Origin of the sequence: Nocardia rhizosphaerihabitans, assembly GCF_014646295.1 — a bacterium.
In the GTDB taxonomy this organism is placed as follows: domain Bacteria; phylum Actinomycetota; class Actinomycetes; order Mycobacteriales; family Mycobacteriaceae; genus Nocardia; species Nocardia rhizosphaerihabitans.
Window position 1 is genome coordinate 96657 of record NZ_BMNE01000002.1, and the last position, 26738, is coordinate 123394.

Annotated in this window: 30 protein-coding genes, 2 tRNA genes and 1 riboswitch; of the genes, 17 read left to right on the forward strand and 15 right to left on the reverse strand. The window is 67.8% G+C overall.

The window, feature by feature from the left end; all coding sequences use genetic code 11:
- Nucleotides 1-42: 42 nt before the first annotated feature.
- Nucleotides 43-822, forward strand: a complete 780-nt coding sequence (locus IEY60_RS06895; protein ID WP_189025238.1) for an alpha/beta fold hydrolase — start codon at nt 43-45, stop codon at nt 820-822.
- Nucleotide 823: 1 nt separating this feature from the next.
- Here the strand turns inward: IEY60_RS06895 and IEY60_RS06900 are convergent, their stop codons facing one another.
- Nucleotides 824-1777 carry an SMP-30/gluconolactonase/LRE family protein gene (locus IEY60_RS06900; RefSeq protein ID WP_189025241.1) on the reverse strand — a complete coding sequence of 318 codons (954 nt, stop codon included), beginning with the start codon at nt 1775-1777 and terminating at the stop codon, nt 824-826.
- Nucleotides 1778-1891: 114 nt separating this feature from the next.
- Between IEY60_RS06900 and IEY60_RS06905 the strand changes: the two genes are divergently transcribed.
- Entirely contained in the window at nt 1892-2341 is a 450-nt protein-coding gene (locus tag IEY60_RS06905) for a MarR family winged helix-turn-helix transcriptional regulator (RefSeq protein ID WP_229739625.1), read from the forward strand.
- A 60-nt stretch (nt 2342-2401) separates the two neighbouring features.
- On the opposite strand, the gene IEY60_RS06910 is transcribed toward IEY60_RS06905, so the two are convergent.
- On the reverse strand, nt 2402-2857 hold the full coding sequence (locus IEY60_RS06910) for an SRPBCC family protein (RefSeq protein WP_189025243.1): 456 nt from the start codon (nt 2855-2857) through the stop codon (nt 2402-2404).
- 144 nt (nt 2858-3001) lie between these two features.
- A riboswitch (SAM riboswitch) is annotated at nt 3002-3114 on the forward strand.
- On the opposite strand from IEY60_RS06910, the gene IEY60_RS06915 reads away from it, so the two are divergent.
- Nucleotides 3109-3759 carry an AfsA-related hotdog domain-containing protein gene (locus IEY60_RS06915; RefSeq protein WP_189025245.1) on the forward strand — a complete coding sequence of 217 codons (651 nt, stop codon included), beginning with the start codon at nt 3109-3111 and terminating at the stop codon, nt 3757-3759. Its footprint overlaps the riboswitch before it by 6 nt.
- On the forward strand, nt 3756-4976 hold the full coding sequence (locus IEY60_RS06920) for an HAD family hydrolase (RefSeq protein WP_189025247.1): 1221 nt from the start codon (nt 3756-3758) through the stop codon (nt 4974-4976). Before IEY60_RS06915 ends, IEY60_RS06920 begins: the two co-directional genes overlap by 4 nt.
- Nucleotides 4977-4988: 12 nt before the next feature.
- On the opposite strand, the gene IEY60_RS06925 is transcribed toward IEY60_RS06920, so the two are convergent.
- The gene (locus tag IEY60_RS06925) at nt 4989-5891 is read right to left on the reverse strand and encodes an ADP-ribosylglycohydrolase family protein (RefSeq protein ID WP_189025249.1); all 903 of its coding nucleotides are present in this window, start codon (nt 5889-5891) and stop codon (nt 4989-4991) included.
- 71 nt (nt 5892-5962) lie between these two features.
- Here IEY60_RS06925 and IEY60_RS06930 point away from each other — a divergent pair, with 71 nt between their 5' ends.
- From IEY60_RS06930 to IEY60_RS06940, 3 genes are all read left to right on the forward strand, one after another.
- Entirely contained in the window at nt 5963-7369 is a 1407-nt protein-coding gene (locus IEY60_RS06930; RefSeq protein ID WP_189025251.1) for a hypothetical protein, read from the forward strand.
- A gap of 17 nt (nt 7370-7386) precedes the next feature.
- Nucleotides 7387-7458, forward strand: a tRNA-Lys gene (locus tag IEY60_RS06935).
- Between the two features lie 10 nt (nt 7459-7468).
- A tRNA-Gln gene (locus tag IEY60_RS06940) sits at nt 7469-7542 on the forward strand.
- Nucleotides 7543-7551: 9 nt separating this feature from the next.
- Here the strand turns inward: IEY60_RS06940 and IEY60_RS06945 are convergent.
- A complete protein-coding gene (locus IEY60_RS06945) occupies nt 7552-8391 on the reverse strand; it encodes a DUF4265 domain-containing protein (protein WP_189025253.1) in 840 nt (279 codons plus the stop codon).
- A gap of 279 nt (nt 8392-8670) precedes the next feature.
- Nucleotides 8671-9063 carry a hypothetical protein gene (locus tag IEY60_RS06950; protein ID WP_189025255.1) on the reverse strand — a complete coding sequence of 131 codons (393 nt, stop codon included), beginning with the start codon at nt 9061-9063 and terminating at the stop codon, nt 8671-8673.
- A gap of 43 nt (nt 9064-9106) precedes the next feature.
- Here IEY60_RS06950 and IEY60_RS06955 point away from each other — a divergent pair, with 43 nt between their 5' ends.
- The 3 genes from IEY60_RS06955 (at nt 9107) to IEY60_RS06965 (ending at nt 11547) form a co-directional block, all read left to right on the forward strand.
- On the forward strand, nt 9107-9712 hold the full coding sequence (locus IEY60_RS06955; RefSeq protein ID WP_189025257.1) for an alkylhydroperoxidase domain protein: 606 nt from the start codon (nt 9107-9109) through the stop codon (nt 9710-9712).
- Between the two features lie 333 nt (nt 9713-10045).
- Nucleotides 10046-10678, forward strand: coding sequence for a TetR/AcrR family transcriptional regulator (locus IEY60_RS06960; protein WP_229739626.1), 633 nt, complete (start codon nt 10046-10048; stop codon nt 10676-10678).
- Nucleotides 10678-11547 (forward strand): alpha/beta hydrolase family protein, encoded by an 870-nt coding sequence (locus IEY60_RS06965; RefSeq protein WP_189025260.1) that lies wholly within the window; start codon nt 10678-10680, stop codon nt 11545-11547. The genes IEY60_RS06960 and IEY60_RS06965 overlap by 1 nt, the downstream gene beginning before the upstream one ends.
- Nucleotides 11548-11550: 3 nt before the next feature.
- Here IEY60_RS06965 and IEY60_RS06970 read toward each other — a convergent pair whose 3' ends face one another.
- Nucleotides 11551-13611, reverse strand: coding sequence for a prolyl oligopeptidase family serine peptidase (locus IEY60_RS06970; RefSeq protein WP_189025262.1), 2061 nt, complete (start codon nt 13609-13611; stop codon nt 11551-11553).
- 39 nt (nt 13612-13650) lie between these two features.
- Nucleotides 13651-14181 (reverse strand): AMIN-like domain-containing (lipo)protein, encoded by a 531-nt coding sequence (locus IEY60_RS06975; protein ID WP_189025264.1) that lies wholly within the window; start codon nt 14179-14181, stop codon nt 13651-13653.
- Nucleotides 14182-14314: 133 nt separating this feature from the next.
- Between IEY60_RS06975 and IEY60_RS06980 the strand changes: the two genes are divergently transcribed.
- The 4 genes from IEY60_RS06980 to IEY60_RS06995 all read left to right on the forward strand — a co-directional run bounded on the left by IEY60_RS06980 (nt 14315) and on the right by IEY60_RS06995 (nt 18486).
- Complete coding sequence (locus tag IEY60_RS06980) at nt 14315-15286, forward strand: dipeptidase (RefSeq protein ID WP_189025266.1); 972 nt, start codon at nt 14315-14317, stop codon at nt 15284-15286.
- Between the two features lie 229 nt (nt 15287-15515).
- The gene (gene lpdA, locus IEY60_RS06985; RefSeq protein WP_189025268.1) at nt 15516-16919 is read left to right on the forward strand and encodes a dihydrolipoyl dehydrogenase; all 1404 of its coding nucleotides are present in this window, start codon (nt 15516-15518) and stop codon (nt 16917-16919) included.
- A 324-nt stretch (nt 16920-17243) separates the two neighbouring features.
- Nucleotides 17244-17657 (forward strand): L,D-transpeptidase, encoded by a 414-nt coding sequence (locus tag IEY60_RS06990; protein WP_229739627.1) that lies wholly within the window; start codon nt 17244-17246, stop codon nt 17655-17657.
- Nucleotides 17658-17814: 157 nt separating this feature from the next.
- On the forward strand, nt 17815-18486 hold the full coding sequence (locus IEY60_RS06995) for a polysaccharide deacetylase family protein (protein ID WP_229739742.1): 672 nt from the start codon (nt 17815-17817) through the stop codon (nt 18484-18486).
- Nucleotides 18487-18564: 78 nt separating this feature from the next.
- Here the strand turns inward: IEY60_RS06995 and IEY60_RS07000 are convergent, their stop codons facing one another.
- Nucleotides 18565-18972, reverse strand: a complete 408-nt coding sequence (locus IEY60_RS07000) for a winged helix-turn-helix transcriptional regulator (RefSeq protein ID WP_189025278.1) — start codon at nt 18970-18972, stop codon at nt 18565-18567.
- Nucleotides 18973-19069: 97 nt separating this feature from the next.
- Here IEY60_RS07000 and IEY60_RS07005 point away from each other — a divergent pair, with 97 nt between their 5' ends.
- Together IEY60_RS07005 and IEY60_RS07010 are read left to right on the forward strand one after the other, a co-directional pair.
- Nucleotides 19070-19918, forward strand: a complete 849-nt coding sequence (locus IEY60_RS07005) for an SDR family oxidoreductase (protein ID WP_189025281.1) — start codon at nt 19070-19072, stop codon at nt 19916-19918.
- Between the two features lie 44 nt (nt 19919-19962).
- Nucleotides 19963-20346 carry a DoxX family protein gene (locus IEY60_RS07010; protein ID WP_189025283.1) on the forward strand — a complete coding sequence of 128 codons (384 nt, stop codon included), beginning with the start codon at nt 19963-19965 and terminating at the stop codon, nt 20344-20346.
- On the opposite strand, the gene IEY60_RS07015 is transcribed toward IEY60_RS07010, so the two are convergent.
- Nucleotides 20347-20724: a VOC family protein gene (locus tag IEY60_RS07015; protein WP_189025285.1), complete on the reverse strand. Its 378-nt coding sequence runs from the start codon at nt 20722-20724 to the stop codon at nt 20347-20349. It abuts the gene before it with no gap.
- A gap of 93 nt (nt 20725-20817) precedes the next feature.
- On the reverse strand, nt 20818-21363 hold the full coding sequence (locus IEY60_RS07020) for a carboxymuconolactone decarboxylase family protein (RefSeq protein WP_189025287.1): 546 nt from the start codon (nt 21361-21363) through the stop codon (nt 20818-20820).
- A 200-nt stretch (nt 21364-21563) separates the two neighbouring features.
- Here IEY60_RS07020 and IEY60_RS07025 point away from each other — a divergent pair, with 200 nt between their 5' ends.
- The gene (locus IEY60_RS07025; protein ID WP_189025289.1) at nt 21564-22454 is read left to right on the forward strand and encodes an NERD domain-containing protein; all 891 of its coding nucleotides are present in this window, start codon (nt 21564-21566) and stop codon (nt 22452-22454) included.
- Between the two features lie 4 nt (nt 22455-22458).
- On the opposite strand, the gene IEY60_RS07030 is transcribed toward IEY60_RS07025, so the two are convergent.
- The 5 genes from IEY60_RS07030 to urtB are packed head-to-tail and all read right to left on the reverse strand — an operon-like array spanning nt 22459 to nt 26710.
- Entirely contained in the window at nt 22459-23187 is a 729-nt protein-coding gene (locus IEY60_RS07030; protein ID WP_189025291.1) for a GntR family transcriptional regulator, read from the reverse strand.
- Between the two features lie 14 nt (nt 23188-23201).
- Nucleotides 23202-23894 carry an urea ABC transporter ATP-binding subunit UrtE gene (gene urtE / locus IEY60_RS07035; protein WP_189025293.1) on the reverse strand — a complete coding sequence of 231 codons (693 nt, stop codon included), beginning with the start codon at nt 23892-23894 and terminating at the stop codon, nt 23202-23204.
- Complete coding sequence (urtD, locus tag IEY60_RS07040) at nt 23887-24699, reverse strand: urea ABC transporter ATP-binding protein UrtD (protein WP_189025294.1); 813 nt, start codon at nt 24697-24699, stop codon at nt 23887-23889. Before urtD ends, urtE begins: the two co-directional genes overlap by 8 nt.
- Nucleotides 24696-25829, reverse strand: a complete 1134-nt coding sequence (urtC, locus tag IEY60_RS07045) for an urea ABC transporter permease subunit UrtC (RefSeq protein ID WP_189025296.1) — start codon at nt 25827-25829, stop codon at nt 24696-24698. The genes urtD and urtC overlap by 4 nt, the downstream gene beginning before the upstream one ends.
- A complete protein-coding gene (gene urtB / locus IEY60_RS07050; protein WP_189025298.1) occupies nt 25826-26710 on the reverse strand; it encodes an urea ABC transporter permease subunit UrtB in 885 nt (294 codons plus the stop codon). Before urtB ends, urtC begins: the two co-directional genes overlap by 4 nt.
- Nucleotides 26711-26738: the final 28 nt, after the last annotated feature.

Sequence of the window (26738 nt, forward strand, 5' to 3'; positions counted from 1 at the left end):
GGGGTCACCCGGTCGTCGGCGCGTCCTCGATAGGCTGGACAGGTGCTGTTTCTGGACGAAGGCTCGCGCACCGGCCCGGTGATCGTGTTCGTGCACGGCATTCCCGGCTCGGTCGTCTGGTTCGCCGGGGTCGCCGAACGGCTGGCGGGCGACTACCGGGTGATCAGGGTGGATGTCCGCGATCTAGGCGCGGAATCCGGTGACTTCACGGCCGCGGCCCGCACCGCACCGATCCTCGCCCTGTTCGACGAGCTCGACCTGTCGCAGGTCACGGTGGTCGGGCATTCGTTCGGCGCCGAGATCGCCCTGGAACTGGCGGCGGTGTCGGCGCGGGTGGCCCGCGTGGTGGTGATCGGCCAGGCGCCGGACTACCACGCCGTCGGCATCCCGACTGTCGCCAAATGGGTGGTCCGCCCGTGGACAGTTCGGCTGGCGCAGCGCTGGGCACCCAGCCTGGTGATCCGCCTGGCCAACCGGACCGTGTTCGCGCCCCGCTTCCGCTACCAGTCCGCGCCCGGCCTGGCCGACGCGATGGTCCGCGACTTCCGCGCCGCCGTCCCCGCCGGTCTCGCCTACGCCGTCGGTGCACGGGCCGACGACTTCGCCGCACGCCCGCTCGACGAGCGGGTGGCCGCCCTCGACCTGCCGGTCCTGGCTGTGCACGGCAGGCATGACCACCTCTACGACAGCACGGCCACCCTGAACCGCTACGCCGCGGCGGGCGCGCGCACCCACCTCGTCGAACACGCGGGCCACTCGCCGCAGGTCGAGCAGCCCGACGAAGTCGTCGCCGTCCTCAGGGAATTCGTCGGCGAGGGCTGACTCAGAACCCGTCGACCGCCGACACCACGAACTGCCCCGGCGCACCCGCGTCACCCATCGGGCCGCCCTTGTCGAACTGTGACGACACGATCAGCGCCCGATCACCCGAGTGCACCATCGTCGTGGGGATATTCAGTGCGGGATCATGGAATTCGTCATCACGCGTCGCCGCGGCACCGCGGTCGGTGACGGTCCAGCGGCTGATGGTGTTCTCGGTGTTGTGGACCACCCACAGCGTGTTGTCGCGCAGTTCCATGCCGTCGCCGTGGCGCACATCGCCGCCGGTCAGCGCGACCTTGCGGATCGGTTCTGCGCCGGTCAGGTCGATCCGGTACAGCTCGCCCGCCGACATCGCGACGACGAGCAGATACGCGCCTGCCTGATCGGCGACGATGCCGTTCAGCTCGAAGGTCTTCGCGTCGCGTGGTCCGAGCACCGGCGCCAGGTCGTAGGCGACACCCAATTCCCCACGGCCCGTGGCCACTTGGTCCGGGGTGACCCGATAGACGACGTTGCGCACACTGTCGGTCAGATAGGCGCTCCCGTCGGCCCCGAAGTCGAGATCGTTGACGAAGCGCGGTGCGTCGCCCGGCACGTCGAAGCGGGCGAGCAGCGCGCGGGAACCGGTGTCGTACACCGCGACTCCCGCGCCCGAATCGATCACCCACAGCCTGCCGTCCCGGTCGACCCGCACGCCGTTGGTGGTCTTACGGCCGTCGGTGCCCGCGGGTAGGAATACCTCCGCGCGCTCGGCTCCGGCGGCCGCTCGGTAGACCGTGCCGTCGGCGAACGAACCGACATAGCTGTCACCGGAGCGGGCGTCCAACGCGATGCCCTCGGGATACACCGCAGTGCCGGGCAGCTCGTAGGCGGTGCTCAATGTCGGCGCGGCGTCGGTTCCGCACGCGGACAGACACGCGACGGCCAGGGCGATGGTTGCGCTGGTCCTGATCATGATGAAGCCTCTCAGTGATGTAATGCCAGACATCAAGTGATGGGCAGAAATGTAGATTAGAGCTCTAATGATCGTCAAGGGCATTACGTGATGACGGGCGGATACCATGCACGCATGACGTCCATGCCCGCCGCCGAGAGGCTCGGCACGTATATCAAGCGCGCCGAGCAGGCTCTGATCGCGGCGAAGACCGCCGCGCTGAAGCCGGCCGGGCTGACCGTCCCGCAGTACAGCGCCCTGCTGCACCTCGCGGAGAACCCCGGCATCTCCGCCGCGGCGCTGGCCCGGCTGGCGGGGGTGACGCCGCCGACCATGAACACCGTCCTGACCAACCTCCAGGACCGCGGCCTGGTCGAGCGCACGCCGCACGAGTGGCACAAGAACGTGCTGGAGACCAGGCTGACCGAGGCGGGTCGCGAGGTGACCGCCGCGGGTGACGTGCGCGCCGTCGCGGTGGAACGCGATCTCGCTGCCCGGTTCACCGCCGAGGAGCTGGCGACCGTGACGGCGCTGCTCACGCGGACCGCGGAGGCACTCGACGAGATCCGCGCCGAACTGCCCTGACGGTCCGGCAACGACGAGAGCCCGCCGGATCATCCGGCGGGCTCTCGGGGTTTGTGCGGGTCAGCGCTCTGCGGCGGCCTTGACCTTGCTGAGGGTTTCGTTCATGCCCGCGACCAGGTCGGCCTCGAACTTCTCCTCACCACCGAGCGCGACCTTGATGGTCCCGCGCAGCCAGGCGGGCACGCCCTTGACGGGGTCGACGGTGCGGGTCTCGACAACGCGGGTGCCGGTGGCGGTCGGCTCGAGCTCGTAGCGCCACACCGTGCGGTTCTCATTCATCCGGAACGCCAAGGACTTGTTGGGCTCGTAGCTCACGATGCGCGAGGTGGTCGGGTACACCTTCCAGCCGACCTTGTTCAGGTTGACGGTGTAGGCGCCGTCGCGGACCCCACCGACGGCGATCATCTTCAGCGTGGTCGGGCTGAGCTCGGGCATGCGGCGCAGGTCGGCCAGGATCGACCACACCTGCTCCGGCGCTGCGGCGATGTCGATGCTGGCTTCGAGATTGTTCGGCAACGGTGCCTCCGGGATGGGTGTGACGGACTGTCACGCACAGCATAGGCATCGCCGACCAGGGGTTCCTCCGCCCGTGGTCGGATTTTTCGCAGCGTGGTCGCAATGCTGTTCAAAAGGTTTGCGCCCGAATAATTGTCGTTCCACGGTCACGAGTTCCAGCTGCGAGCCCCGGCTTGCTGGGCGGCAACCCTCCATCGGCGGCGGGGATGTCTGTTGTCCGACTCGACTCCACCACCCGTGCCCCGGAAACGGTGGCGACCACCTTCGTCGTGGTCGCCGACCGGTTTCTCGGAATCTCCGCGGACGACCGGGTGCACACCGTGTCGGGACTTGTCGCCCTGTTGCGTAGCGGCCGTCTCGCCGATCGGGAGTTGACGGTGCACCTGGGGCAGGGCGTCACCCGGCACGATCTCGATTACCTCGAGCATGTCGGCCAGACCGCCGGGGCGAGGCTGCGGGTGGTCGGCGAGATCGCCGAACCGGCCCGCCGCCATCACGTACACAAGTACCAGCACTCCAATGTGCTGCTGGCCGGGCTGACCAGGGAAAACGAGAACGTCTTCCGCGCCGATCTGCGCCTCGACAGCGACAACGAACTGCTGCTCGACCATCAGACCGGCGAGCACGTGCAGGGCATCGTGGTGATCGAGGCGGTGCGCCAGCTGTTCCTGGCCGCGTTCGAACTCGAATACGGGGTGCGCAGGCCGCAGGAGCATTTCTACATCGTGTGGAACAACGTGGACCTGCGGTTCACCTCGTTCCTGTTCCCGCTGCCCGCGACCCTGCACGCCCGGCTGACACCGGTCTCGGTGGACGATCCCGGCAAGCTGCAGTTCGTCATCGAGACCGAGGTGCGCCAATTCGGCAAGGCCGTCACCGCGCACCTGGCGGAGTCGGCATGAGCGTGGCGTTCTTCGATGTCGACGAAACGTTGATCACCGTCAAGAGCATGTTCGCGTTCCTGCGGCACTGGCTCGCCGAGCGCGGTGACGACGGCGGCGAGTACGCGCGCATCACCGACGAGATCAAACAGCTGGCAGCAGCGGGTACTCCGCGCGAGGAGATCAACCGCCACTACTACCGGCTCTATCGCGGAGTCGAGTACGCCGCGCTCGAGGAATCGGGGAAGCGCTGGTTCGACGCCTTCGCCGCAGACGGCGCGCCCTTCTATCTCGACACTCTGGAAGCCCTGCGCGCACATCGTGATTCAGGTGTGCGCACGGTTCTGCTCTCCGGATCGTTCGCGCCGGCGATCGCCCCGGTGGCCGCCGCGGCGGCCGCACCTACTGGCTGCCGCGACTGCCGCCTGGCGCAAACTCCGCGACCGCGTCGGCGACGCGAACGGCATCGCACTCTCCGACGATCGAAAAGTGGTGTCCGCATGGTGAAACGGCTCTATGACCTGACCCCGACCACCCAGGGCCCGCTGTACCCACCCAGCGAAATCGTGGACGCCGACGGCAATTTCCTCGTCGTCGGTTTCCTCAACGAGGCGGAGCCCGACGGCACGGTGACGCGTCGATGGGGACGCGCCGTCGTCGCAGCCGACACCCCACTGTCCGCGCACAACTACCCGATGGTCTTCGCTCCCGACCAGCTCCCGAACGCCGGGGAGGTGGTGCGACGGAGCTACCCGTTCCACGAGGTACCCATCCCGGACCTGCGCCCCGAGGACGGCCGCAAACTCACCGAACCGGTCACCCTCGGCCGCTGGCTGGAAGCGCGCGGCACGGTAGAGGTCGCGATCGGCGACGACGAGCACCACGCCGAATTCCATTTCGAACTCAGCGGATTGATCCCCGACTCGCTCTACACGATCATGTCCCTACGTTCAGGCGACCTGAATCCCGCCGCGCCAACCCGCCCCGGTCCGCTCGGCGTTCCCAACGTCTTCATCACCGGCGCGGACGGCACCGCCACCTACCGGGCCACCCTCCCCAATCCCTTCCCCGACCCCGCCACCCCCGGCGCGAACCGCGTCATCAGCGTGATCGTCCTCTGGCAGAGCTATCAGCAGAACTACGGCGGCGCGATCGGCCACTTCGGCCTCGGCGGCGACATCCACGCTCAGCTCAAACTCCCTACCCCGACCTTCGAGGAGTTCCGCACCCGACCTTGACCGAAGGCGCCTTCACCCTTGCTCTGTCACCCAGGCCGGCAGCGCTTCCCGCGCTGCCAGCCACTCCTGCGGCACCCCGCCCGGCGTCCCGATCCCCGTGCGCGCGGCCACGATCCCGCCGACGATCGCCGCGGTGGTGTCCGCATCCCCACCGGCCTCGACACACGCGGTGATCGCGGCGGGATAGTCGTCGAGGAAACTCGCCGCCGCCCACAGCGTGAACGGCACTGTGTCCTGCGCGCTGACCTGCGCACCATTACCCAGTTGATAGGAGGCTTCGGCCACCGACCGACCGAGGAGCTTCCTGGCGCGCCGCACCCCGCTCGCCGTCCGCCCGTCGACCAGATACGGATCCACCGCGTCCAGCAGTTCCTCCGGCGCACAGCCCTTTCCGCGACTGACGGCCGCCCAGCTCGCCGCCACCGCGACGACCATCGCCCCCACGATCGCCTCCGGATGCCGATGCGTCACCTCGGCCGCCGACGCCGCCTCCGCCGCGGCCCGATCGAACTCCCCGGCGAAATACGCCCCGAGCGGCGCCACCCGCATCGCCGCACCGTTGCCCCACGAGCCACGCCCGTCGAACAGCGCCCCCGCCACCCCGGCCCAGGGTCGACCGCCCCGAATCTGGTGCAGTACAGCAACAGTGCCGCCGCTGTATCCCCGATACGGCTCGCACCGATCGGCGAAAGTCGCCGCCAGCGCATCGCGGTCGATCAGCCCGCGCTCACGCAACTCGGTGAATACCGAACACGCCATTTCTGTGTCATCGGTCCACTCCCATGGACCGGCGGGCGGCCGCCCGGCGAGAAGATCGGAAACCGATCGCCCAGGTACGAAGAACTGAGCCCCTAACGCATCACCTACCGACAGCCCATCCAGGCTGTCTCGAGCTCTATCGAAGTGGTCCATCATGTGCGGGCCATCCTGCCAACCAATAGTGGTCGGCGCAACCAGAACCAGCGCGGCGTTGCACGGAATTGGTGTTGCCGCGTGACGTGGGCTTTGTGATGATCACCCGCATGGTTATAGGGCGGGACAAGGCGTTGGTCGAGCTGCATCGGTCGCTGGGCGCGCGGTACCGGCCTGAGGTTGTGGCTCAGCTCGTCTGGCACTGCCTGAAGGGTGATCTGCGCAGGGCTGAGCGAAGCCTGCTGGCCGGAGTCGCGGAGGCGGCGGGGCGCTGGGACGGGTTGAGTTCCATGACCGAGGATTTCGCGCGGCCGGTCGGTGGCTCGCGCCAAGTCGCGGCCACCAGCCGGCTGTTCGACGTCACCGCGAAGGTCGATGCCGACGCCCCGTCCTCGCTCGTGGCGTTCGCCGAGTCGGTCGGCGCGGAGATCCGTTTCGACCCTGAGCACACGAACTTTCTCGCCGATCGGCTCAACCGGCAACAGCGCACGTCCGCGGGCATGGACATCTCGAAGCGCCAGTACAACCGCAGGTTCCGGGCATTGCGCCGGTTGACGGCCAAAGCGGAGAAGCTGGCGGGTGAGCTGAACAAGCGGCAGCTCACGGTCCAGGCACGCGCCGGTTTCGCCGCGGAACTCACCCTCGATCGCTTCCGGGCCGACCCGGACGCGGCATGTTTCGTGGCCTACTACACGGCCAAGCGCAAGCTTCGCCGCGAGTTCACCTTGTCCGGGCGCGACAATCCGTTCGACGAGATCGCCGAGCTGCTCTTCGCACGCTGCCGCGAGAATGGCGATACCGACTGGTGGATGATCGCCCAGGTCTACGCGACACCGGAGGTTCTCGACCGCCTCACCGACGAACAACGCGGCCTGCTCCTCGGCCGGTGGTTCGCCGTGCTGCGCGCGACAGCCGAGATGCTGGAAAAGGCATGGGAGTCCAGCGAATTCGATCGTGAGCGCATGGTCGTGCGCCAGGGCAACGACTCCTCGACCTGGAACCTGCTGTGCGGGGCGTACAACACGGCACGAGCGGCGTGGTTGTCCTGCCTGACGGCGAGCGGCGCGCGCGACCTGCTGGACACGGTCTGCCCCGGCAAGGCGATGATGCTGATCGCCGGTGACCTGGCGGCCTGGCACTCCGTGTCGGGCTCAGGCTTGCACCCGGATACCCGGGTCTGGGCGGCCCTGCCACTGCCGTGGGAAGTGCTCGCCGGGCGCGCGGACTGCACCGCGTCCGACGTGGCCGCGGCCTGCGAATCGGTCGGCGTCGACCCTGTCCGGGCCGGCTGGACCGCCCCGAAACCGCCGGGACAGGTCGGCACATTCCGCCCGACTCCCGAACTCGTGCACGGCGTCACGGTCGCAGACCCGGTGTGGGCCATGCTCCTTCGCAGTGCGGGCGCCTTCAGCGGCAAACCGATCAAGGCCGGCTACGTCGCCGAACTGTCGCCGCAATCCGGTGGACACCCGCCCTCGTGATGAGGCACGATCGCGGGGTTGTCGTAGCTCAGCGGTAGAGCGCCCGGCTCTTAACCGGGTGGACGCCGGTTCGAGCCCGGCCGACAGCACCGGCGGATGTCTCGTCGTAGCTCAGTGGAAGAGCGCCCGGCTCTGGCCCGGGTGGACGCCGGTTCGAGCCCGGCCGACCAGACATCCGCCGCTCACCGCGCCGGTCTGTCGGTCTCGGACTCGTCCGGGTAGGCGAAGTCTTCGATGGTCCAGGGATCGGCGGGTTGATTGCGCCAAGCCAGTTTGCCGGGTGGCATGGCTGCCAGTTCGGTGACGGCGGAGTCGGCATCCACTACGTGCTGGATGTGGACGAGAGTCGCGGTGTCCGGGTCGAGCGGGTCGTCGGAGCCGTCGCCGATGATCCAGTCGCCCTCGGGGTCGTGGACCACGACCAGCGCGGGGCGTTCGCCGGACGCGACGGTGTTGTAGACGCAGGCCGCGAGATCGTCGGGGAAGGCGAGACCGTACGACTCGGGCGGCGGGTCGCTGGGATTGCGATCGAGAAGCGCAGGGGTGGCGGTGCGCCACTGCTCGGTCACCGAACCGAGGTCGTAGAACCACAGCCCGTCGGCATGTCCTTGCGCGAGAGTGGCTTTGGTTTCCTCGATGTCGCCGCTCGCCGGGACGTTCAGCGCGACCAGGCCGGTGCGGCTGCCCTCACCGTCGACCCCGAGCGGTTCGAAGGCGTCGAGTACCGCCTGGCGAACTTCCGCACGCAGACATCCGTCGGCCGGGATGACCCGGATCGTGCAGTTCCCGGACGATTCGAGCACGCCGCCCGCCCATAGCGCGCCGTCGTCGTCGGCCTCGACCGCGAGGACATCGCCGCACGCGACATCGCGTGCATGAAAAGGGATGTTGTCCAGCCGAACCCGAGTCTCGTCGAGCCGCACCGCCCACATCCGCTCCGTCCCGAACGAATGCCACCCCGCCGGATCGTCCGGCAGCCGAAACACCACCCGGACATAGTCGACCCCGTCACCCACCGTCATACCGGAGAGCATGTCAGGGCGCGCCCCTAATTCTGGAACAGGTCGGCACGTAACGCGGCGTGCAGCGGACGTAGTGCCTCGACCGCGTGCCTGCCCCAATGCGTGATGAACGACAGCCGCCGTTCGACCAGTAGATGTCCGAGCGGCCGAGCACGGTGCCGAGCTGCTCGTAGCGCTGAAACCATCGGTCCCGGTCGACGAACTGCGGCACCGCGGTCGACGTCGCCTCCACCCGTGGCAGCCCGATCGTCGCGGGCGGGCGGCGGGCAGTCGCGGGGATCACGATCGCTGCACCCTCGTCGAGGCTAAAGCCAGTGCTGCTCCGCCGAATCCGAGCGCGGCGATGACTAGCGCCACGGCGGTGAATCCGTTCCCGGCGACCAGGTTGGCCAGTTGCGGGCCCGCGCTGGCGCCGAGGAACAGGGCGAACGTGTACAGCGCGGTGGCCGCGCCCCTGGCTTCGCCCGCCTGCGCGGCAATGGCTTGTACGGCGGCAGGCGCGAGCACCTGCGCGACCACACCAGCCCCGAGGAACGAGCTGGTCAGGCAGGTCAGGGCGAAGACGCGGCGGGCGGGAGCGATGCGCTCGGCGAGATAGGCGAAGGCGGCGGGGGCGAAGAAGGACGCGGTGAGTCCTTGCAGAATCCGGGCGGCGAGACCGGCCACGATCACGGGCCGACGCCCTGAAAGGCCTCGAACTGATCGGAGCGACACGATGACCGAGGTTCGGACCGTCGAGACAGCCCGTCGTCCAACGGGTTTCACTCAGGACCAGCTCGACTGGGTGCCCTGGGTCGAACCCATCGCGCTCGCCGACGCCGACGAACAGCAGCGCCCACTACTGGAAGGCCGACGTGGCGAGAGCCCGTACTTCCGCCTGCTGGCCCGGAACGCCGAGGTACTGGCCCATCGCAGTGCCAACGACAAGGACATCTTCTACAGCAGGGAAGGCCTGTCCCGGGCCGAACGGGAACTCGCCGCGACAGTTACTTCCCGGTACAACGGCTGCGAGTACTGCGCATCGGTACACTCTCGTTTCACATCTCAGTTGTCCAAGCGCGCAAGCGATGTGCAGCGGCTGCTGGACGACGGGGTGGCGGTACGGATCGACGAACGATGGGACGCGATCATCGATTTCACCGCCGCGCTGGCCGCTCGACCGCCACGGTCCGCGCACGCGGAACTGGCACGGCTGCACCTGCTGGGTTTCGATGACGCCGACATTCACGATCTGGTGCTGTCGACCGCCTCGTTCTCGTGGGCGAATCGGCTCATGTTGAGCCTTGGCGAGCCGGAAGTTCTTGGGGCTTGTGTTCGGTGACAAAAAAGTTCTAGAAAATTCCTCTAAAACACTCCCTGTTCAGATTTGGCTCGGTATCGTCCGAGACGGCAAATGGCCAGTGACAACGAAGTCACAAAGCATCAACTTGGAGTGACACATGCTTTACAACATCACCGATGACGGCTCTGACGGCAACATTCTGACCCTCCTGCTCGGCCTGCTCACCAGCTCGCTCAGCAGCGGTTCTGCGCAGGCCTCGGGCAACTGAGCGGACTGTAGCCAACTTTCGGCTAACGCGCGGTAAGCCGGAAGGGCGGCCGAAGGGCCCGATCCATGACGAGGGGATCGGGCCCTTCGGTATTGTCAGCGACAATGTCACAGGATGCGAATACGGGACGAATGTATGCCGGGCAACCCGTAGAGGACCGGCAACGCCAGCGGCGTGCGCGTTTTCTGGAGTCAGGCCTGACGGTCTTCGCGCGCGACGGGTACGCCAACAGTTCGGTCGGTGCCATCTGTAAGGACGCGGGGCTCTCGTCTCGTCAGTTCTACGAGGAGTTCACCGGCCGCGAGTCGCTGCTGTTGGAACTGTACGAGCAGATCGATCGGCAATCGCGCGAAGCGGTCGCCGTCGCTCTCGAAGCGAAGACCGACGCACCGGTGCTCGAGCAGATCGAGACCGCCGTTCGGGCCTATGTCGAGGCGATCGGCGCCGATCCCCGCAAGGCGCGGGTGGCGCTGGTCGAGGTGGTCGGCGCGGGCCCCAAGGTCGAGAAGTTCCGGCTGGAGCTGCGGCGGGTGTGGGGGTCGCTGCTGGCCAGTGCCGCCGAGGACGCCGCCATGCACGGCGAGATCCCGCCCGGCGACTACGAGTTGCGCGTGCTGGCGATCATCGGCGCGGTCAACTACGTCGTCGACGGCTGGAGCGGCTCGGACCCACGGCCGCCGCTGGACGACGTGATCCAGGTGCTGAGTCGGGTGATTCTCGGTGCGGTAGGGGCCTGATGCCCCGGGTCGAGGTCGTCCCGATCCAGGTTCCCGACGGAACCACATTGCCCGTGCGGCTCATTCCGGCGCGCGGCCCGCACCGGCATCCGGTCACGCCGGACGCGCCGCGGCCTGTGGTCGTCATCGTGCCCGGCCTCGCCGTGCCGGGAGAGTTCTACGAGTACTTCGGCGACCGCCTGGCCCAGCGCGGTTTCGACGTGGCCATCGGCGAGCTGCGCGGCAACGGCGACAGCACCCACCGGCCCGATGCCGACAGTGCCTACGGCTACCACGAATTGGCCTCGATCGACTTCCCGGCGATGCTGCAGGCGGTGCGCACCCGATTCCCCGACAGCACCCCGTACCTGCTCGGACACAGCATGGGCGGGCAGCTCTCGGTCATGTACGCGGCCAGGGCGCGTGGCCGGATCGCGGGGCTGATCCTCGTCGCCTCGGGCACACCGTATTTCCGCGGATATCGCGGCGTGCTCGGGCCCGGGATGCTGGTCGGCACGGCCGCGGTGGCGGTCGCGTCGAACCTGGCCGGGTTCTGGCCGGGCGACATGCTCGGCCGCCGCGCCTACGGCAGGCAATCCAAGGTGCTCATGTCGGATTGGGCGCGGCTGGCCCGCACGGGACGGTTCGTACCCGTCGGCGCCGACATCGACTACGAGGAACGGATCTCGCGGCTGAAGTTCCCCGTCCTGTCGATCACCATCGCCGGTGACGACCTGGCGCCGCAGACCTCCGCCGACCACCTGCTGGGCAAACTGCCCGCCGCGCAGGTCACCCGGTGGTTCCAGCCGGAGGCACTGGGGCACAACGGCTGGATCACCAATCCGGACTCCACGGTCGACGTCGTCGAGAAGTGGCTGCGCGACCGCTGAGGCCTACGCCGAGCGGCGGCCTTCCATCAGCATCTGCGTGAAGAACTCGTACACCAGCGCGGACAGGTAGGCCGACTGCTTGTTGTCGGCTGCGCCGCCGTGTCCGCCCTCGATGTTCTCGTAGTACCAGACGGTGCGGTCCTGGGATTCCAGCAGCGCCGCCATCTTTCGCGCGTGCCCGGGGTGCACGCGGTCGTCGCGGGTGGAGGTGGCGAGCAGGATCGGCGGGTACTGCTTGCCGGTGTCGGTGTTCTGATAGGGCGAGTACTCGCTGATGTAGGCCCACTCCTCCGGCTTGTCCGGGTCGCCGTACTCGGCCACCCAGGACGCGCCCGCCAGCAGCAGGTGATAGCGCCGCATGTCCAGCAGCGGCACCTGGCACACGATGGCGCCGAACAGTTCCGGGTAGCGGGTGAGCATGACGCCCATCAGCAGGCCGCCGTTGCTGCCGCCGATCGCGCCGAGCCGATCCGGGGTGGTGATGCCACGGGTCACCAGGTCGCGGGCGACCGCGGCGAAGTCCTCGAAGGCCCGATGCCGGTGCTCTTTCAGTGCCGCGGTGTGCCATTCGGGGCCGTACTCGCCGCCGCCGCGGATGTTGGCCATCACGTAGGTGCCGCCGCGTTCCAGCCAGGCCATGCCTGCCGAGCCGAGATACGCGGGCGTCCGGGAGACCTCGAAGCCGCCGTAGCCGTTCATGATGGTCGGGCTGGGCGTGCCGCGACGGTCACGGTGACGAATCACGAAGTAGGGCACGGCCGTTCCGTCGTCGGAGGTCGCGAAGAACTGCTCGGTCTCGATGCCGGTGGCGTCGAAATAGGCGGGCGCCTGCTTGAGCACGGTGGCCGACTCGCCGACGGCACTGCTGAGCAGCGTGGTCGGCGTGGTGAATCCGGTGGTGGTGAGCATGAATTCGTCGCCGCCGTCGAGCGGGTCGAGGTTGTTCACCGAGGTGCTGGACATGGCGGGTGAATCGGCGAGTTCGGCGCTGGTCCAGCCGTCGGGGCCGGGGGTGAGCACGCGCAGCCCGGTCTGCACATCGCGCAGGGTGGTGAGGATCAGGTGGTTCTCGGTCCAGCCCCATGCTTCCAGCGAGGTGTGCGGGTCGGGGGTGAACAACACCTCGAATTCGCGTGCACCGGCGAGGAAGTCGTTCAGGTCGGTGACCAGGAGGCTGCCGGGAAGGTAGGTGGTCTCGCCCGGGGTCCACGCGGTCTTCAGCCGCACCAGGAGCCAGTCGCGGTACCAGTCGACATCGGCGTCGGTCGGAGTTTCGATCAGGCGCCACGCGCCGTCGTCCAGCAGGGACACCTCGCTGTTGAAGAAGTCCGTCGACCGGTGCAGGTAGTGGCGCTCGTAGCCGGGATGGCGATCGTAGCCCGCGCCGATCGAGACATCGCCGGGCTTTCCCTCGTACACCGTTTCCGCGGCGGACAACTCGGTGCCGCGCCGCCAGCGCTTGGCGATGCGCGGGTATCCGGACTCGGTGAGCGAGCCGGGGCCGAAATCGGTTCCCACGTAGACGGTATCGGCGTCGATCCAGCCGATCCGGGACTTGGCCTCCGGCAGGTAGAACCCGCCGTCCTCCGGTGCGATGAATGTCCTTGTCGTCAGGTCGAATTCACGCTCGACGGTCGCATCGGCGCCACCTCGGGACAGGTGGATGATGGCGCGCTCCTGGCTGGGCCGCAGGACCGCCGCACCCGACCAGACCCAGTTCTCCCCGTCGGCCTCGGCGAGCGCGTCGACGTCGATCAGCACATCCCACTCAGGGTCGTCGGTGGCGTAGGACTCGAAGGTGGTCCGCCGCCACAGCCCGCGCTGGTGCTGGGCGTCGCGCCAGAAGTTGTAGAGCCACGGCCCGCGCCGGCCGGGGTAGGCGATCTTGGTGTCGTCGTCGAGCATGGCGAGCACGCGCCGCTCCAGCTCGGCGAACCGATCCGTCGCCGCGAACCGCTGCTGCACCACCTCGTTGCGGGCGCGCGCCCAGTCCAGCGCGGCCTCGTCGGTCACATCCTCGAGCCAGAGATAGGGATCCGTCACGTCCTGCTCAACGCCACTCATCCCCACATTGTTGCCGAGGGGTCCGCGGAGTGTGCGGGCTCACCAGTAGTGGGCGACGTCGATCACCACGCGGGCGGGGTTCTCGAGGGCGATGACCCGGAACGGGAGGCGGGCGCGGACGCCGAGGCCGAGGGTGGTCTGGCCCTCGAACGAACCGGCCCAGGACGCCTGGCGGAAGGCCTGGTAGCCGCGCACGTCGACGAGTTCCGCGCTGTTCGCGGGACGGTAGGTGCTGTTGCCCGCGGAGTCGTAGGCGGGGGCCTGCACCACCAGCTGGAGGAACGCTCCGCCGCGCAGGGGGACCGCCGCGCCGGAGCCGTCCATGGTGACGGTGTCGACGTAGCCGGCGCGGTAGCCGGTGGGCTGGCCGGACAGGTCGATCACGAGGCGGTCGAAGCACTCGTGGCGGCCCGACCTGACATCGGCGACGGTGGCCGTCGAATACTTCGGGCTCGACTTGTCGAGTGAGCCCCAGGTCAGTCCGCAGTAGGACGGGGTCGCCGCGGCCGGAATGGTCCATAGGGCTGCGCAGGACGCGAACGTGGCGAGGAATATGAGGAAGCGACGCATGTCGCACCGCCTTCGGGGCAGTGGGAGGAAGGTACTGATTAATCGGACGAATCAGACATCGCGTTAGCGTCGGTCCGGTTCCGGATGTGTTGCGAAACGTAGGATCGCAGGTCACGACTACCGGAGGTGAACTGTGCCGCCCTTCCTGTGGGAGCAGCATTGCTGTCTGCCGTTGCATCACACGGCCCGGATCGGCGAACTCGCCCGGTATCCGCTGGGGTCGTATCTGTCTGTCAACGTGGGCTATTCGGCGCAGACCACCGAGGATTCGCTGTCGCTGTTGCATCAGTTCCGGACCCAGGCGGCGGCCGATCCGCGTTTTCGGCTGGTGGCGGGCCTGGCCGACATCAGCGACGACGCGATCGCGCTCGCCTTCGACCTGGAGGACTCCGGCCCGCTCGGCGGCGACCTGGACAACGTCGAGATGTTCTACCGGCTCGGGGTGCGCTCGCTGCTGCCCACCTACAACCACGCCAACGCGGCGGGCTGCGGGTGTCTCGACACCGAGGACACCGGCCTCACCGGATACGGAAAAGACCTGGTGCGCAAGCTCAACGAGGTCGGCATGTTCGCCGACGGCTCGCACTGCTCGCGGCGCACCGGTCTCGACATCGCCACCCACACGGCCGTGCCGATGATCTACAGCCACTCCAATTTCGCCGCGCTGTGGGAACACCCGCGCAATATCACCGATGAGCAGGCCCGCGCGTGCGCCGGCACCGGTGGGGTCATCGGCATCAACGGGGTGGGAATCTTCCTGGGGCACAACGAGCCTGGTGCGCGGTCCGAACGGGTGGCGGCGATGGCCGACCAGATTCGCTACGGCGTCGACCTGCTCGGGATCGAGCACATCGGGGTCAGCTCGGACTATTCGTTCGACGGCCAGGAATTCAACGACGAGATCCGTGACAACCCCGGCGCGTTCTCGGAGTCCTACACCGCGTGGGGTCCGCTGCAATGGACGCCGCCCGAGGATCTGCTCGGCGAATCCGAGGTGCCCGGCCTGGAGGATCTCCTCGCGGACCGCGGGTTCAACGCTGCCGAACGTGCCGCCATCTTCGGCGGCAATTTCGCGCGCGTCGCAGGTCAGGTCTGGCGAGACTGACACCGGACGACCTACGCCCGCCGCCCTGGCGGACCGAACCATCAGTCGCATCAGCTGGGCGGAGACCGTGCCGTCGAGTCGGCTCCCCAGCCCCGCGGCTCCGACCATCACGACATTCTCCGGCGGGCCGCTCACCGGCCCGACACTACCGATCGGTCACATCGGTGGCACCTCACCTATGTGGGGGACGGGTGGGTGAACTCCCCGAAACAGAGTTAGGCTCGGGGTCGTGACTTCCCACTACGATGTCGTCGTTCTCGGCGCTGGTCCCGGCGGATACGTCGCCGCGATCCGTGCCGCTCAACTCGGCCTGCGAACAGCGATTGTCGAGCAGAAATACTGGGGTGGCGTGTGCCTGAACGTGGGCTGCATCCCGTCCAAGGCACTGCTGCGCAACGCCGAACTGGCCCATATCTTCCACAAGGAAGCCAAGACCTTCGGCATCTCCGGTGAGGTCAGCTTCGACTTCGGCGCCGCCTTCGACCGCAGCCGCAAGGTGGCGGACGGGCGCGTCAAGGGCGTGCACTTCCTGATGAAGAAGAACAAGATCGACGAGTTCGACGGCCTCGGCACCTTCACCGGCCCGAACTCGCTCGATGTCGCCCTCACCAAGGGCGGCTCCGAGTCGATCACGTTCGACAACGTCATCATCGCCACCGGCACCACCACCAAGCTGCTGCCGGGCACCCAGCTCTCGGCCAACGTGGTGACCTATGAGGAGCAGATCCTCACCCGCGACCTGCCCGGCTCGATCCTGATCGTCGGCGCGGGCGCGATCGGCATGGAGTTCGCCTACGTCCTCAAGAACTACGGCGTCGACGTGCGGATCGTGGAGTTCCTCGACCGCGCGCTGCCCAATGAGGACATCGACGTCTCCAAGGAGATCACCAAGCAGTACAAGAAGCTCGGCATCACCATCACCACCGGTGCCGCCGTGCAGGCGATCGACGACGACGGCTCCAAGGTCACCGTCCAGATCAAGGACAACAAGTCCGGCGCGGTCGAGACCGTCACCGTCGACAAGGTGCTGCAGGCCGTCGGCTTCGCGCCCCGCGTGGACGGCTACGGCCTGGAGACCACCGGTGTCGCGCTCACCGACCGTGGCGCCATCGCGATCGATGACAACATGCGCACCAACGTGCCGCACATCTACGCGGTCGGCGACGTCACCGCCAAGCTGCAGCTCGCGCACGTCGCCGAGGCGCAGGGTGTGGTCGCCGCCGAGACCATCGCTGGTGCCGAGACGCTGACCTTCGGCGACTACCGGATGATGCCGCGCGCCACCTTCTGCCAGCCGCAGGTCGCCAGCTTCGGTCTCACCGAACAGCAGGCCCGCGACGAGGGCTACGACGTGCAGGTCGCCACCTTCCCGTTCACCGCCAACGGCAAGGCGCACGGCCTGGCCGACCCGACCGGTTTCGTGAAGCTGATCGCCGACAAGACCCACGGCGAACTCCTCGGCGGCCATCTCATCGGCCCCGACGTCTCGGAGCTGCTGCCCGAGCTGACCCTGGCCCAGAAGTGGGACCTCACGGTCAACGAACTCGCGCGCAACGTGCACACCCACCCGACGCTCAGCGAAGCGCTGCAGGAAGCGATCCACGGCCTCGCCGGCCACATGATCAACTTCTGATCGGTCGAAGACATCGAGGGGCGGTCGCCGAGCGGCCGCCCCTCAGTCATGTCCGCGACACGAAATGCGTGTATTTCTTTTCGGCAAAAATTACGGGCGTTGATTTGGCGAATCGCTTTCTGTGCCCGATGATGCGAGAGCACCTCCAGGTAGTTCCAAGCTCGTGTTCGACATGTTTGTGTTCCATGAGATGGTCCCCTCGCCCGGCGGCTCGCGGGCGGCGGGCACGGTTGAGAGGCAGCGGATGTGAAGCGCATTCTCGGTTGGATAGCACGTTCTGCGGCGTTGGTGGCAGTGGCCGGATTGGGCAGCATGGCACCCGCGATGGCCGAACCCCTGTTCCCCGGTGGCCCCGACATTCCCGGTGTTCCGTCGATCATTCCGACCGCGTCGCCGTGCCCGGTGGTCGAGGCAAGGGCGTGCATGCGGCTGTCGACGAACGAGGCGTGGCTGGTCGACAACGGTCGCGTCATCTTCGGCCCGACACCGATTTCGCACGGCATGGCCGGTTACGAAACCCCGCCCGCGGTGACCAGGATTTCCTTCAAGCGGGAATTCCACTGGAGCACGATGCACAATGCGCCGATGCGCTGGGCCACCTTCTTCAACGGTGACATGGCATTCCATGTCGGCCCGGTCAATTCGAAGTCGCACGGTTGCGTGCGGATGACCGAAGACGGCGCTCACCGTTTCTTCGACTACCTGAACCCGGGCGACATCACCCAGGTGATCGTCTAACGCAAGTACATGGGTAACTCACCGGGTACGGGCTGACCCGACCCGGTGAACTACCTCCGCCCGCCAACGCCCACCGGCTCCGCGCCTTAGTCTGGCCTGAATACGCGGAGAGGCGGAACAGGCAGTGCGTAAGTGGTTGATTGGTGGGGCTGCGGGGATCGTGGTGGTTCTGGCGATTGTCGCCGGGCTGTATGTGCTGATGAATTCGCGGACCTATCAGCTGACGGGCACGCTGGTCGATCGGGTCGAGACCGACGAGAAGCTGGTCGCGCTGACCTTCGACGACGGGCCGACCGAACGCACGCCCGAGATCCTGCGCATGCTCGCCGACCTGCAGGTCCCCGCCACCTTCTACCTGGTCGGTGACGATCTGGCCGCCCACCCCGAATACGGTGCGGCGATCGCGGCGGCAGGCCACGAGATCGGCAACCACTCCTACTCCCACCGCCGGATGGTCCTGGTTTCCGGTGACACCGTGCGTGAGGAGATCGAACGCACCGACGCCGAGATCCGCCGCACCGGCTACCAGGGACCGATCACCTTCCGCCCGCCTTACGGCAAGAAACTCTGGTCACTCCCGAACTACCTCGCCGATCATGACCGCACCACGGTGACCTGGGACGTCGAACCGGACTCCGCGGGCGGTGCCACCCGCGAAGCCATCGTCGCCGACACCATGGCGCAGACCAGGCCCGGCTCGATCGTGCTGCTGCACGTCATGCACGGCAGCGAATCCGCCGCCGCGGTCCCCGAGATCGTCACCGGCCTGCGCGCGCAGGGCTACGAGTTCACCACCGTCTCCGACCTGGTGAAGCGAGAACATGGGTAACTCATCGGGCACGGGCTGACCCGACTCGGCGAGCAACCGCCGGCCGCCAACGCAAACTGTCCCGCACCTGAGCCTGCCCTAAGTACGCGGAGAGGCGGAACGGTGATAGTTCGCCTGGGCCTCGCGGACGGTGTCCATGTTGGTCTCCAGGATCACGATCAGTGACTCCAGCCGCTCGGCCACCTGCGCGCCGAGCTCGGTGAGCGTGTACTCGACCCGCGGCGGAATGGCTTCGAGCACCTCTCGATGGACCATGCCGTCGCGTTCGAGCGTCTGCAGGGTCTGCGACAGCATCCGTTCGCTCACGCCGTCGACCCGACGGCGCAGCGCGCTGAACCGGTACGGCCCCTCGCGTAGGGCCACCAGCGCCAGCACACCCCATCGGCTGGCGACATTCTGCAGTACCGGCCGCGACGTGCAGTTACGCGCGAAGACGTCGGCTTCCAGCGCCGGATCGTCCTCGGTCGACGTGGGCTGCTTGCTCATGGGCCGATCGTACCGCTCTTGACCAGATCGCTTGCGGAATGAATAGTGCTAACTAATAGTTAGTACATAAAAATCAGTGCGAACCCTGGAGGAAGACATGACCGTTGCGGTGACCGGAGCGAGTGGACAACTGGGCAGGCTCGTCGTCGAGGCCCTGCTGGCGGCGGGGGAGCGGCCGGTGGCGATCGTGCGCGATCCCGCCAAGGTGGCCGACCTCGCCGAACGCGGCGCGCAGGTACGCCAGGCCTCCTACGACGACCCGGCCGCCCTCGACGCCGCGCTCGCGGGTGTGGAGCGGGTGCTGCTGATCTCGGGCAACGAGTTCGGCGCCCGGGTCGCCCAGCACACCAACGTCATTCGGGCCGCCGAGCGCGCAGGCGTGCAGCTGCTCGCGTACACGAGCATCCCGGTCGCTTCGGACAACCGCATGATCCTCGCGCAGGAACATCGCGGCACCGAGGAGGTCCTCGCAACCGCGTCGGTGCCGACGGTCCTGCTGCGCAACAGCTGGTACTGGGAGAACTACGCCGCGGGCGCCGCGCACGCGGCGCGGACCGGCGTACTCGCGGGCGCCTCGGCGGACGGCAAGGTCTCCGGCGCCCCACGCGCCGACTACGCCGAGGCGGCAGCGGCCGTGCTCACCACCGACGGCCACGACGGCCGCGTCTACGAACTCGGCGGCGACGCCGCGCTGACCGGCGCTGACATCGCCGCCGTGATTACCGAGGTCACCGGCACCCCGGTCCGCTACGAGAACCTGGCCGAAGCCGACTACGCCGCGGTCCTCGGCCAGGCGGGCCTGCCCGAGCCGGTGGCGGCGGCACTGGCCGACGCGGACACCGGCGTCGCCGACGGCCTGCTCGAGGTCCGCACGGGTGATCTGGCCAAGCTCCTCGGCCGCCCGGTGACCCCGCCGGCCGAGGCGTTCCGGGCGATTCTGGGCTGAGCTCAGGGGTGGGCCGACGGGGAGCCGTGTGGCAGAGTTCGGGTGTGGCTACCGAAACTCCCCGTCGACGCACGCACTCCTATCTGAGCGGGCTGCTGTTCGTGGTGGGCGTCCTGCACTTCGTCGCGCCGAAGCTGTTCGACGGCATCGTGCCACCGAAGCTGCCCGGCAACCCGCGGACCTACACCTACGCGTCCGGGGCCGCCGAGCTCGGCGTGGCGACCGCGCTCGCGGTGCCGCGTACCCGCCGCGTCGGTGGCTGGCTGGCCGCGGCGCTGTTCGTCGGTGTCTTCCCCGCCAACATCCAGATGGCCGTCGACGTGGTCGGCAACCCGAAGGCCTCCGGCCTGTTCAAGGCCGGTGTGCTGGCGCGCCTGCCGCTCCAGATCCCGATGATCGTGGCCGCGCTGCGCGTCGCGCGCCGCTGATCACACCCACTGCACGAGCTGGATGACGATCCCGTTCGGGTCGGTCATCTGGAAGTAGCGCTCGCCCCACTCCTCGGTCTCGATGGGCGTCTCGATCGGGACGCCCTCGCCGCGCAGCCGTTCGTATTCGGTGTCGATGTCGTCGACGACGAACACCACGAGAGTGCCGTCGCCCGCGTTGCCCGCGATGCGCGCCGGCTTGAACGTGCTCAGCCCGGTCCGCAGGTAGATGACGTTCATGCCCGCGTCGGCGCGTTGCAGGGAGACGAACCCGTCGGTGGCCATCTGCTCGGTGAAACCGAGGTGGTCGATCAGGAACCGGGCCGATGCCTGCGGGTCGGCGACATTGAGCGAGATGGCTGAGCCGGTGATCTGCATGCGGTTCTCCTCGGTGCATTGAACTCCGTACTTTGTACGCCTTAACGATGGCGAGAACAGCCCGAGTTCCGCTCTATGACCTGGGTCACAGTCCTAGAAGGTATCGCGGTCGATCCGCAGCGTGGTGATGGTGGCGGCGAGGCCCTCGTACTGGTTGATCAGCAGCACGATCTCGATCAGCAGCCGTTCGTCGTAGTGCGCGGCGAGCTCCGCCCAGGCCGCGTCGTCCACATTCCGGGTGGTCACCAGCTGATCGGTGACGGTGAGCAGGGCGCGCCGGCGCGGTGTCCAGCCCTCGGCGTCGGGGCCGCTGCCGACCCGGTCGATCTCGACGGCGGTCAGGCCCGCTTTGCGGCCGAGGCGGCGATGGTGGTCGGTCTCGTAGGCGCACTCGCGTAGGTGCGCGACGCGCAGGATCACCAGCTCGGCCTCGGCGCGGGGCAGCCGTCCGCCCGGCATGAGCTTGCCGGAGAAATGCAGCCAGCCGCGGAACAATCCGCCGGTGCGCCCGAGTGTGCTGAAAAGATGCGCGTCGTCGGTGCCGGAGGCGCGGGAAAGCACTTGCCAGACAACCCAGTTGATCGGGCCGAGCTCGCCGAACCGTCCCGGCGAAACCCGAGGTCGGGGTGCTGCGTCCATCTGGTGTCCACCTGCCTTCTCGACGTCGCCCGGTCGAGTCGGAGCGTACTCGCCGGTATCGAATTTCGGTGCCGACTGCGCGAGAGTGCCGGTTTTCTTTGGTTTCCAGTGGTTTTCGCAACAGTTGCGCGTCATGATCGGTGGGTACCGCAGCGCGCAGCGGCGGTGTGAGGTCGCAGCACTGGTAGGGGAACATCGGAATGCTGGTTCGGATCAGGCCGGGTGCGGAGCTCACCGGTGCCGAGCGGGAGTTCGTCGAATGCCTGCGCGCCTACCCGAGCACGGGGCTCGCGCTGGTCGATTGCCAGGTGGGCGATCGCAGGCTGGGCGCGGTGATCGTGACGCCGCGGGGGATCACGGTCATCGAGGTGAAGGGGTTCCGGCGACGGCAGAGCGGGCTGCTCGCCGTCTCGGCGGGCAACTGGACGATCAGTGACAGTCCGTTAGATCTGGACACCGAGCAGTCGGCAGGCTTGACCGATCGGGTCGAGCACGGCGTGCACGCGGTGCGGGTCGCGCTGGAGCAGGCGTTGCAGGACAGCAGGCACGTGTCCGGCGCGGTGGTGATGGTGCCCTATCGGGGCGTGGTGGTGCGACCGGCGCGCACCGCGCTGCGGCCAGGGCTTGATGTGCTCGTCGCGAACACCGTCGATGCCCATGAGCTGCGGGTCTATCTGGAGGGCTTCTCCGCGGGACCCCGCGAATGGACCATCGACCGGGTCCTCGCCACGTGCACCGCGCTGGGCGTCGGCGACCTGACACCCTCGCGCGCCGCCCTCGACGCCGACGGTTTCGACGGCAACCGGCCGACGCAGAAGCCGATCCCGCCGCAGCCACGCAAATTCACCGAACCGATCCAGGCGCCGCCACCCGCGGACCCGAGCCGGCGGGGAAAGCTGGCGGGTCTGATCGTGTTCGCCGCCGCCCTGATCGGTGTGTTCGTCGTGTTCCTGGTGGTCGGGTCGGCCCTGCTGAACGACCCACCGAGCCCGCGGACGACCTCGGAGACCACACAGACCACGACCAGGGCGCCCAGCACGCCCGCCGGCAAGGGGCCGACGGTGTGCTGGCCTTTCCAGAGCGATTGCTGAGATCTCAATCCCGCACGGTGTGACCGAGTTTGGTGAACGCGATCGCCTGCTCGGCGCGTACCCGGACATGGGCGCGGGAGGAATCGATGTGGGTGGTGAGGGTGTGCAGGGCAAGCTCCTGCTCGCCAGCCAGCACCTGCTCGGCGATGGTGATGTGGTCGGCGGTCATCGTGGCGACTCGTTCGGCGTTGGGTACGTCCATGGTGCGGACCGGGCGCACCCGCATGTAGACCGCGGTGAGCGCGTCGGCGAGTGCCGAATTGCCTGCCGCCCGAAGCAGTTCGGTGTGGAATCGTTCGTCGGCGGCCACCAGCTCGGGCCCGGGTTCCGGTGGGGTGTCCCGGTATTCGAGCCAGCGATCGAGTTCGGCGCGGACGGCGGGTAGATCGTGCGCGGCGGGACTGTGCGGCTGGACCGAGTCGGCGGCGTCGATGCGTTGAAAACCCCGTGCTTCCAAAACGTTCCGTAGCTCGTAGAGCTCGTCCAGCTCCGCCAAGCGCAGGCGGTATGGGTAGAGCCCGTCGGTGTGTCGCTGCACCAGCCCGTCGGCCTGCAACCTGGCCAGCGCCTCGCGCACCGGTGTGCGCGAGACGCCGTACCGCTGGGCCAGCCGTTCGGCGCGGAGCCGTTCGGTGGGCTGGAGTGCCCCGGTCGCGAGGTCGTCGCGCAGCGACACATAGACGCGCTCGGCCAGCGGCACCCGGATACCCTCGCTTGAGCCCCTGCGTCCCATGGGTGGGCCTGCGTTCAGATCGCCATCGCCGCGCGGACCGCGGATTCCGCACCGGCCCCACCCTCGCCCGAGGAGCCGAGATGGCCCGAATGCAGCACGTAATAGTGCTGGGCGGCTTGCAGAGCGAAGCCGATGTGCTGTTCGACCAGCAACACGCTGAGCCCACCACGTTGGGTGAGATCGATGATGGTGCGCTCGATCTCGGCGACCACCGACGGCTGGATGCCCTCGGTCGGCTCGTCGAGGATCAGCAACTTGGGCTCGGTGATCAGGGCGCGCGCGATGGCCAGCTGCTGACGCTGACCGCCGGAGAGCAGACCGGCCTTGCGGGTCAGCAGCTCACGCAGCGCGGGGAAAAGCTCGAGCGATTCCTCGATCAGCGCCTTGCCGCGCTTGCGCCCGTCCGCGACGACCTGGAGGTTCTCGGCGGTGGTCAGCTGGGGAAAACTCTGCTGTCCCTGCGGCACGTAGGCGATGCCGCGCTTGACCCGTTGCGACGGGGAGAGCTTGGTGATCTTGTCGCCGTCGAAGGTGATCGTGCCGGACTTGGTCGGCAGCAGGCCGACGGCGGTGCGCAGCAGCGTCGTCTTGCCTGCGCCGTTGTGGCCCATGATGGCGACTACGCTGTCGTCGGGCACGGTCAGGCTGACGCCGTGGATCACCTCGGTGCGCCCGTAGCCCGAGTGGATGTCGTGTAGTTCAAGCATCGGCCGACTCCTTGTTCGTCGCGTCCTCGGCGAGTGCCGCGGTGCCGAGGTAGACCTCCTGCACCTTCGGATCGGCCTGCACCTCTTCGACGCTGCCCTCGCTGAGCACCTTGCCGCCCGCCAGGACGGTGACCGAGGTGGCGAAGGACCGCATGAAGTCCATGTCGTGCTCCACGACGACGACCACGCGGTCACCGCCGATGCGGCGCAACAGGTTGCCGGTCTCCTCGCGCTCCTCGGCGCTCATGCCCGCGACCGGCTCGTCGAGCAGCAGCACCGAGGCGTTCTGCACCAGCAGCATGCCGATCTCGAGCCACTGCTTCTGACCGTGCGCGAGCACACCCGCCGGCTTGTCCCGCAGGGCGGTGAGACCCGTTGTCTCCAAAGCCTCTTCGATGCTGGGCAGCACCGATTTGCGCGCGCGCAGCAGCGACAGTGGCGAACGACCCGCGCCCGCCGCGATGTCGAGGTTCTGCAACACGCTGAGCTGTTCGAACACGCTCGCCGTCTGGAAGGTGCGTCCGACGCCGAGGCGGGCGATCTGGTGCACCTTCTTGCCGAGCAGTTCGGTGCCCGACTTCTGCGCCGAGCCGGTGGCCGGGACCAGGCCGGTGATGGCGTCGATGAGGGTGGTCTTGCCCGCGCCGTTGGGGCCGATCAGGAACCGCAGGTCGCCCTGCAGCACCGTCAGGTCGACATCGGTGACGGCCTTGAAACCGTCGAAACTCACCGAGAGACCGCGGATTTCGAGGTAGTCGCTGTCCATGCCCGCGTTGCCGCCCGCTTTGGGCTCGTGTGTGGTCATCGCACTTGCACCTTCTCCTCGGTGACGACGGCGGCGGGTTCGGCGGGAACCGGGGCCGGCTCCGGTTTCCGGCTCTGCCACCAGCCCCTGAACAGCGGCCACAGCCCGGCCAGTCCGGCGGGGATGAACCCGACCACGACGATGAACAACACGCCCTGCAGGTAGGTCCAGCCCGACGGGAACGACTCCGACAGCGAGGTCTGCGCCCAGGCCACGCCGATCGCGCCGAGAACCGGACCGAGCAGCGTGGTGCGGCCACCGATCGCGACACCGATGAGGAACGCGATGGACGGGACGACACCGATGTCGGCGGGCGAGATGATGCCCACGATCGGGGTGAACAGCGCACCGGCGATGCCTGCCAGGAACGCAGCGACCACATAGGCGACGATCTTGATATTGGCCGGGTCGTAGCCGAGGAAGCGCACCCGCTCCTCGGCATCACGCACCGCGACAAGCAGTTCGCCGTAGCGGCTGCGGTTGAGCTGCCGGATCAGTGCGACGACCAGCAGCAAGGTGCCTGCGGCGATGAAGAACAGCATCTGCCGGTTGGCCGGGTCCGACAGTTTGAAGCCGAAGAAGGCGCGGAAATCCGACAGGCCGGTGAAGCCGCCGATGGCCTGCTGACCGGTGAGCAGGATCGCCAGCGCCGCGGCCAGCGCCTGGCTCAGGATGGCGAAGTAGGCGCCACGGACCCGGCGCTTGAACACGCCGTAGCCGAGCACGGCCGCCACCAGTGCGGGCAGCACCAGGATGGCGAGAATCGCGACCGGCGCGGCGGCGAACGGCTCCCAGAAGGCGGGCAGCTCGCTGATCCCGGAGATCTCCATGAACTCGGGCACGTCGTTGCCCAGGCGCGTGGCGTCGGCGAGCTGCATGTGCATCGCCATGATGTAGGCGCCGATGCCGAAGAACACGCCCTGGCCGAGGGTGAGCATTCCACCACGGCCCCAGGCCAATCCGATGCCCGCCGCCACGATGGCGAAGCAGAGGAACTTGGCGAGCAGGTTCAGGCGGAAGTCGCTGAGCACTGCGGGTGCCACCGCGAACAGCAGAATCGCGGCGACCGCGAAACCCGCCAGCGGGGTCAGCCGGGGATACGCGCGGAGGCGTTCGGTGAGTGCGGTCATGCCAGGCTCCTCGTCCGCACGGTGAACAGGCCCTGCGGACGGACCTGCAGGAAGATGACGATCAGCACGAACACGATCACCTTCGCGATGGACGCGGTGGTCGAGTATTCGATGAACGAGTTGAGCAGGCCGAGCGCGAACGCCGCGATCACCGTGCCCTTGATCTGGCCGAGGCCACCGATCACGACCACCAGGAACGCGTCGATCAGATAGCTCTGGCCGATGGTGGGACTCGTCGAACCGATCAGGGTCAGCGCCACACCGGCGACGCCGGCCAGGCCGGAGCCGATGAAGAACGTGCTGATATCGGTGAATCTGCTGGATATTCCACTGGTTTCGGCAAGCCCGCGGTTCTGCACGACGGCCCGGATTCGTCGACCCATCGGCGTGGCCTTGAGCACGGCGGCCAGCGCGGTCACCGCGACGATCGCCAGCACCAGGATGAAGATGCGGGTCTTGGGCACCACCGCACCTGCGATAGTGATTCCGCCGCTGAGCCATTCGGGTACGAGTACGTTCTTCGCGGGTGCGCCGAAGATGTCACGCGCGGCCTGCTGGAGTACGAGCCCGACACCGAAGGTGACCAGCAGTGTGTCCAGCGGACGGTCGTACATGTAGCGGATCAGGCCCATTTCCAGCGCGGCGCCGAGCAGGCCGCCGATCAGGAAGCCGAGCAGCAGCGACACGACCAGCGAGACGCCCGCCGACGAGAAGACCTGCTGCACAACGTAGGTGGTGTAGCAGCCGGCCATGATGAACTCGCCGTGCGCCATGTTGATGACGCCCATCTGACCGAAGGTCAGCGCCAGGCCGAGCGCGGCGAGCAGAAGAATGGATCCCAGGCTCAACCCCGTGAAGAGCTGGCCGATCAGCACGTCCATTGCAGTGGACTCCTTGGAATGGGGCGGT

Coding starts and splice junctions, on each gene's coding strand:
- IEY60_RS06900 (WP_189025241.1), bottom strand. CDS start 1,777: ATGATCAGGACCAGCGCAACCATCGCCCTGGCCGTCGCGTGTCTGTCC.
- IEY60_RS06905 (WP_229739625.1), top strand. CDS start 1,892: ATGACGTCCATGCCCGCCGCCGAGAGGCTCGGCACGTATATCAAGCGC.
- IEY60_RS06920 (WP_189025247.1), top strand. CDS start 3,756: ATGAGCGTGGCGTTCTTCGATGTCGACGAAACGTTGATCACCGTCAAG.
- IEY60_RS06925 (WP_189025249.1), bottom strand. CDS start 5,891: ATGATGGACCACTTCGATAGAGCTCGAGACAGCCTGGATGGGCTGTCG.
- IEY60_RS06945 (WP_189025253.1), bottom strand. CDS start 8,391: ATGACGGTGGGTGACGGGGTCGACTATGTCCGGGTGGTGTTTCGGCTG.
- IEY60_RS06955 (WP_189025257.1), top strand. CDS start 9,107: ATGACCGAGGTTCGGACCGTCGAGACAGCCCGTCGTCCAACGGGTTTC.
- IEY60_RS06960 (WP_229739626.1), top strand. CDS start 10,046: ATGTCACAGGATGCGAATACGGGACGAATGTATGCCGGGCAACCCGTA.
- IEY60_RS06965 (WP_189025260.1), top strand. CDS start 10,678: ATGCCCCGGGTCGAGGTCGTCCCGATCCAGGTTCCCGACGGAACCACA.
- IEY60_RS06970 (WP_189025262.1), bottom strand. CDS start 13,611: ATGAGTGGCGTTGAGCAGGACGTGACGGATCCCTATCTCTGGCTCGAG.
- IEY60_RS06975 (WP_189025264.1), bottom strand. CDS start 14,181: ATGCGTCGCTTCCTCATATTCCTCGCCACGTTCGCGTCCTGCGCAGCC.
- IEY60_RS06990 (WP_229739627.1), top strand. CDS start 17,244: ATGGCCGAACCCCTGTTCCCCGGTGGCCCCGACATTCCCGGTGTTCCG.
- IEY60_RS07000 (WP_189025278.1), bottom strand. CDS start 18,972: ATGAGCAAGCAGCCCACGTCGACCGAGGACGATCCGGCGCTGGAAGCC.
- IEY60_RS07005 (WP_189025281.1), top strand. CDS start 19,070: ATGACCGTTGCGGTGACCGGAGCGAGTGGACAACTGGGCAGGCTCGTC.
- IEY60_RS07015 (WP_189025285.1), bottom strand. CDS start 20,724: ATGCAGATCACCGGCTCAGCCATCTCGCTCAATGTCGCCGACCCGCAG.
- IEY60_RS07020 (WP_189025287.1), bottom strand. CDS start 21,363: ATGGACGCAGCACCCCGACCTCGGGTTTCGCCGGGACGGTTCGGCGAG.
- IEY60_RS07025 (WP_189025289.1), top strand. CDS start 21,564: ATGCTGGTTCGGATCAGGCCGGGTGCGGAGCTCACCGGTGCCGAGCGG.
- IEY60_RS07030 (WP_189025291.1), bottom strand. CDS start 23,187: ATGGGACGCAGGGGCTCAAGCGAGGGTATCCGGGTGCCGCTGGCCGAG.
- urtE (WP_189025293.1), bottom strand. CDS start 23,894: ATGCTTGAACTACACGACATCCACTCGGGCTACGGGCGCACCGAGGTG.
- urtD (WP_189025294.1), bottom strand. CDS start 24,699: ATGACCACACACGAGCCCAAAGCGGGCGGCAACGCGGGCATGGACAGC.
- urtC (WP_189025296.1), bottom strand. CDS start 25,829: ATGACCGCACTCACCGAACGCCTCCGCGCGTATCCCCGGCTGACCCCG.
- urtB (WP_189025298.1), bottom strand. CDS start 26,710: ATGGACGTGCTGATCGGCCAGCTCTTCACGGGGTTGAGCCTGGGATCC.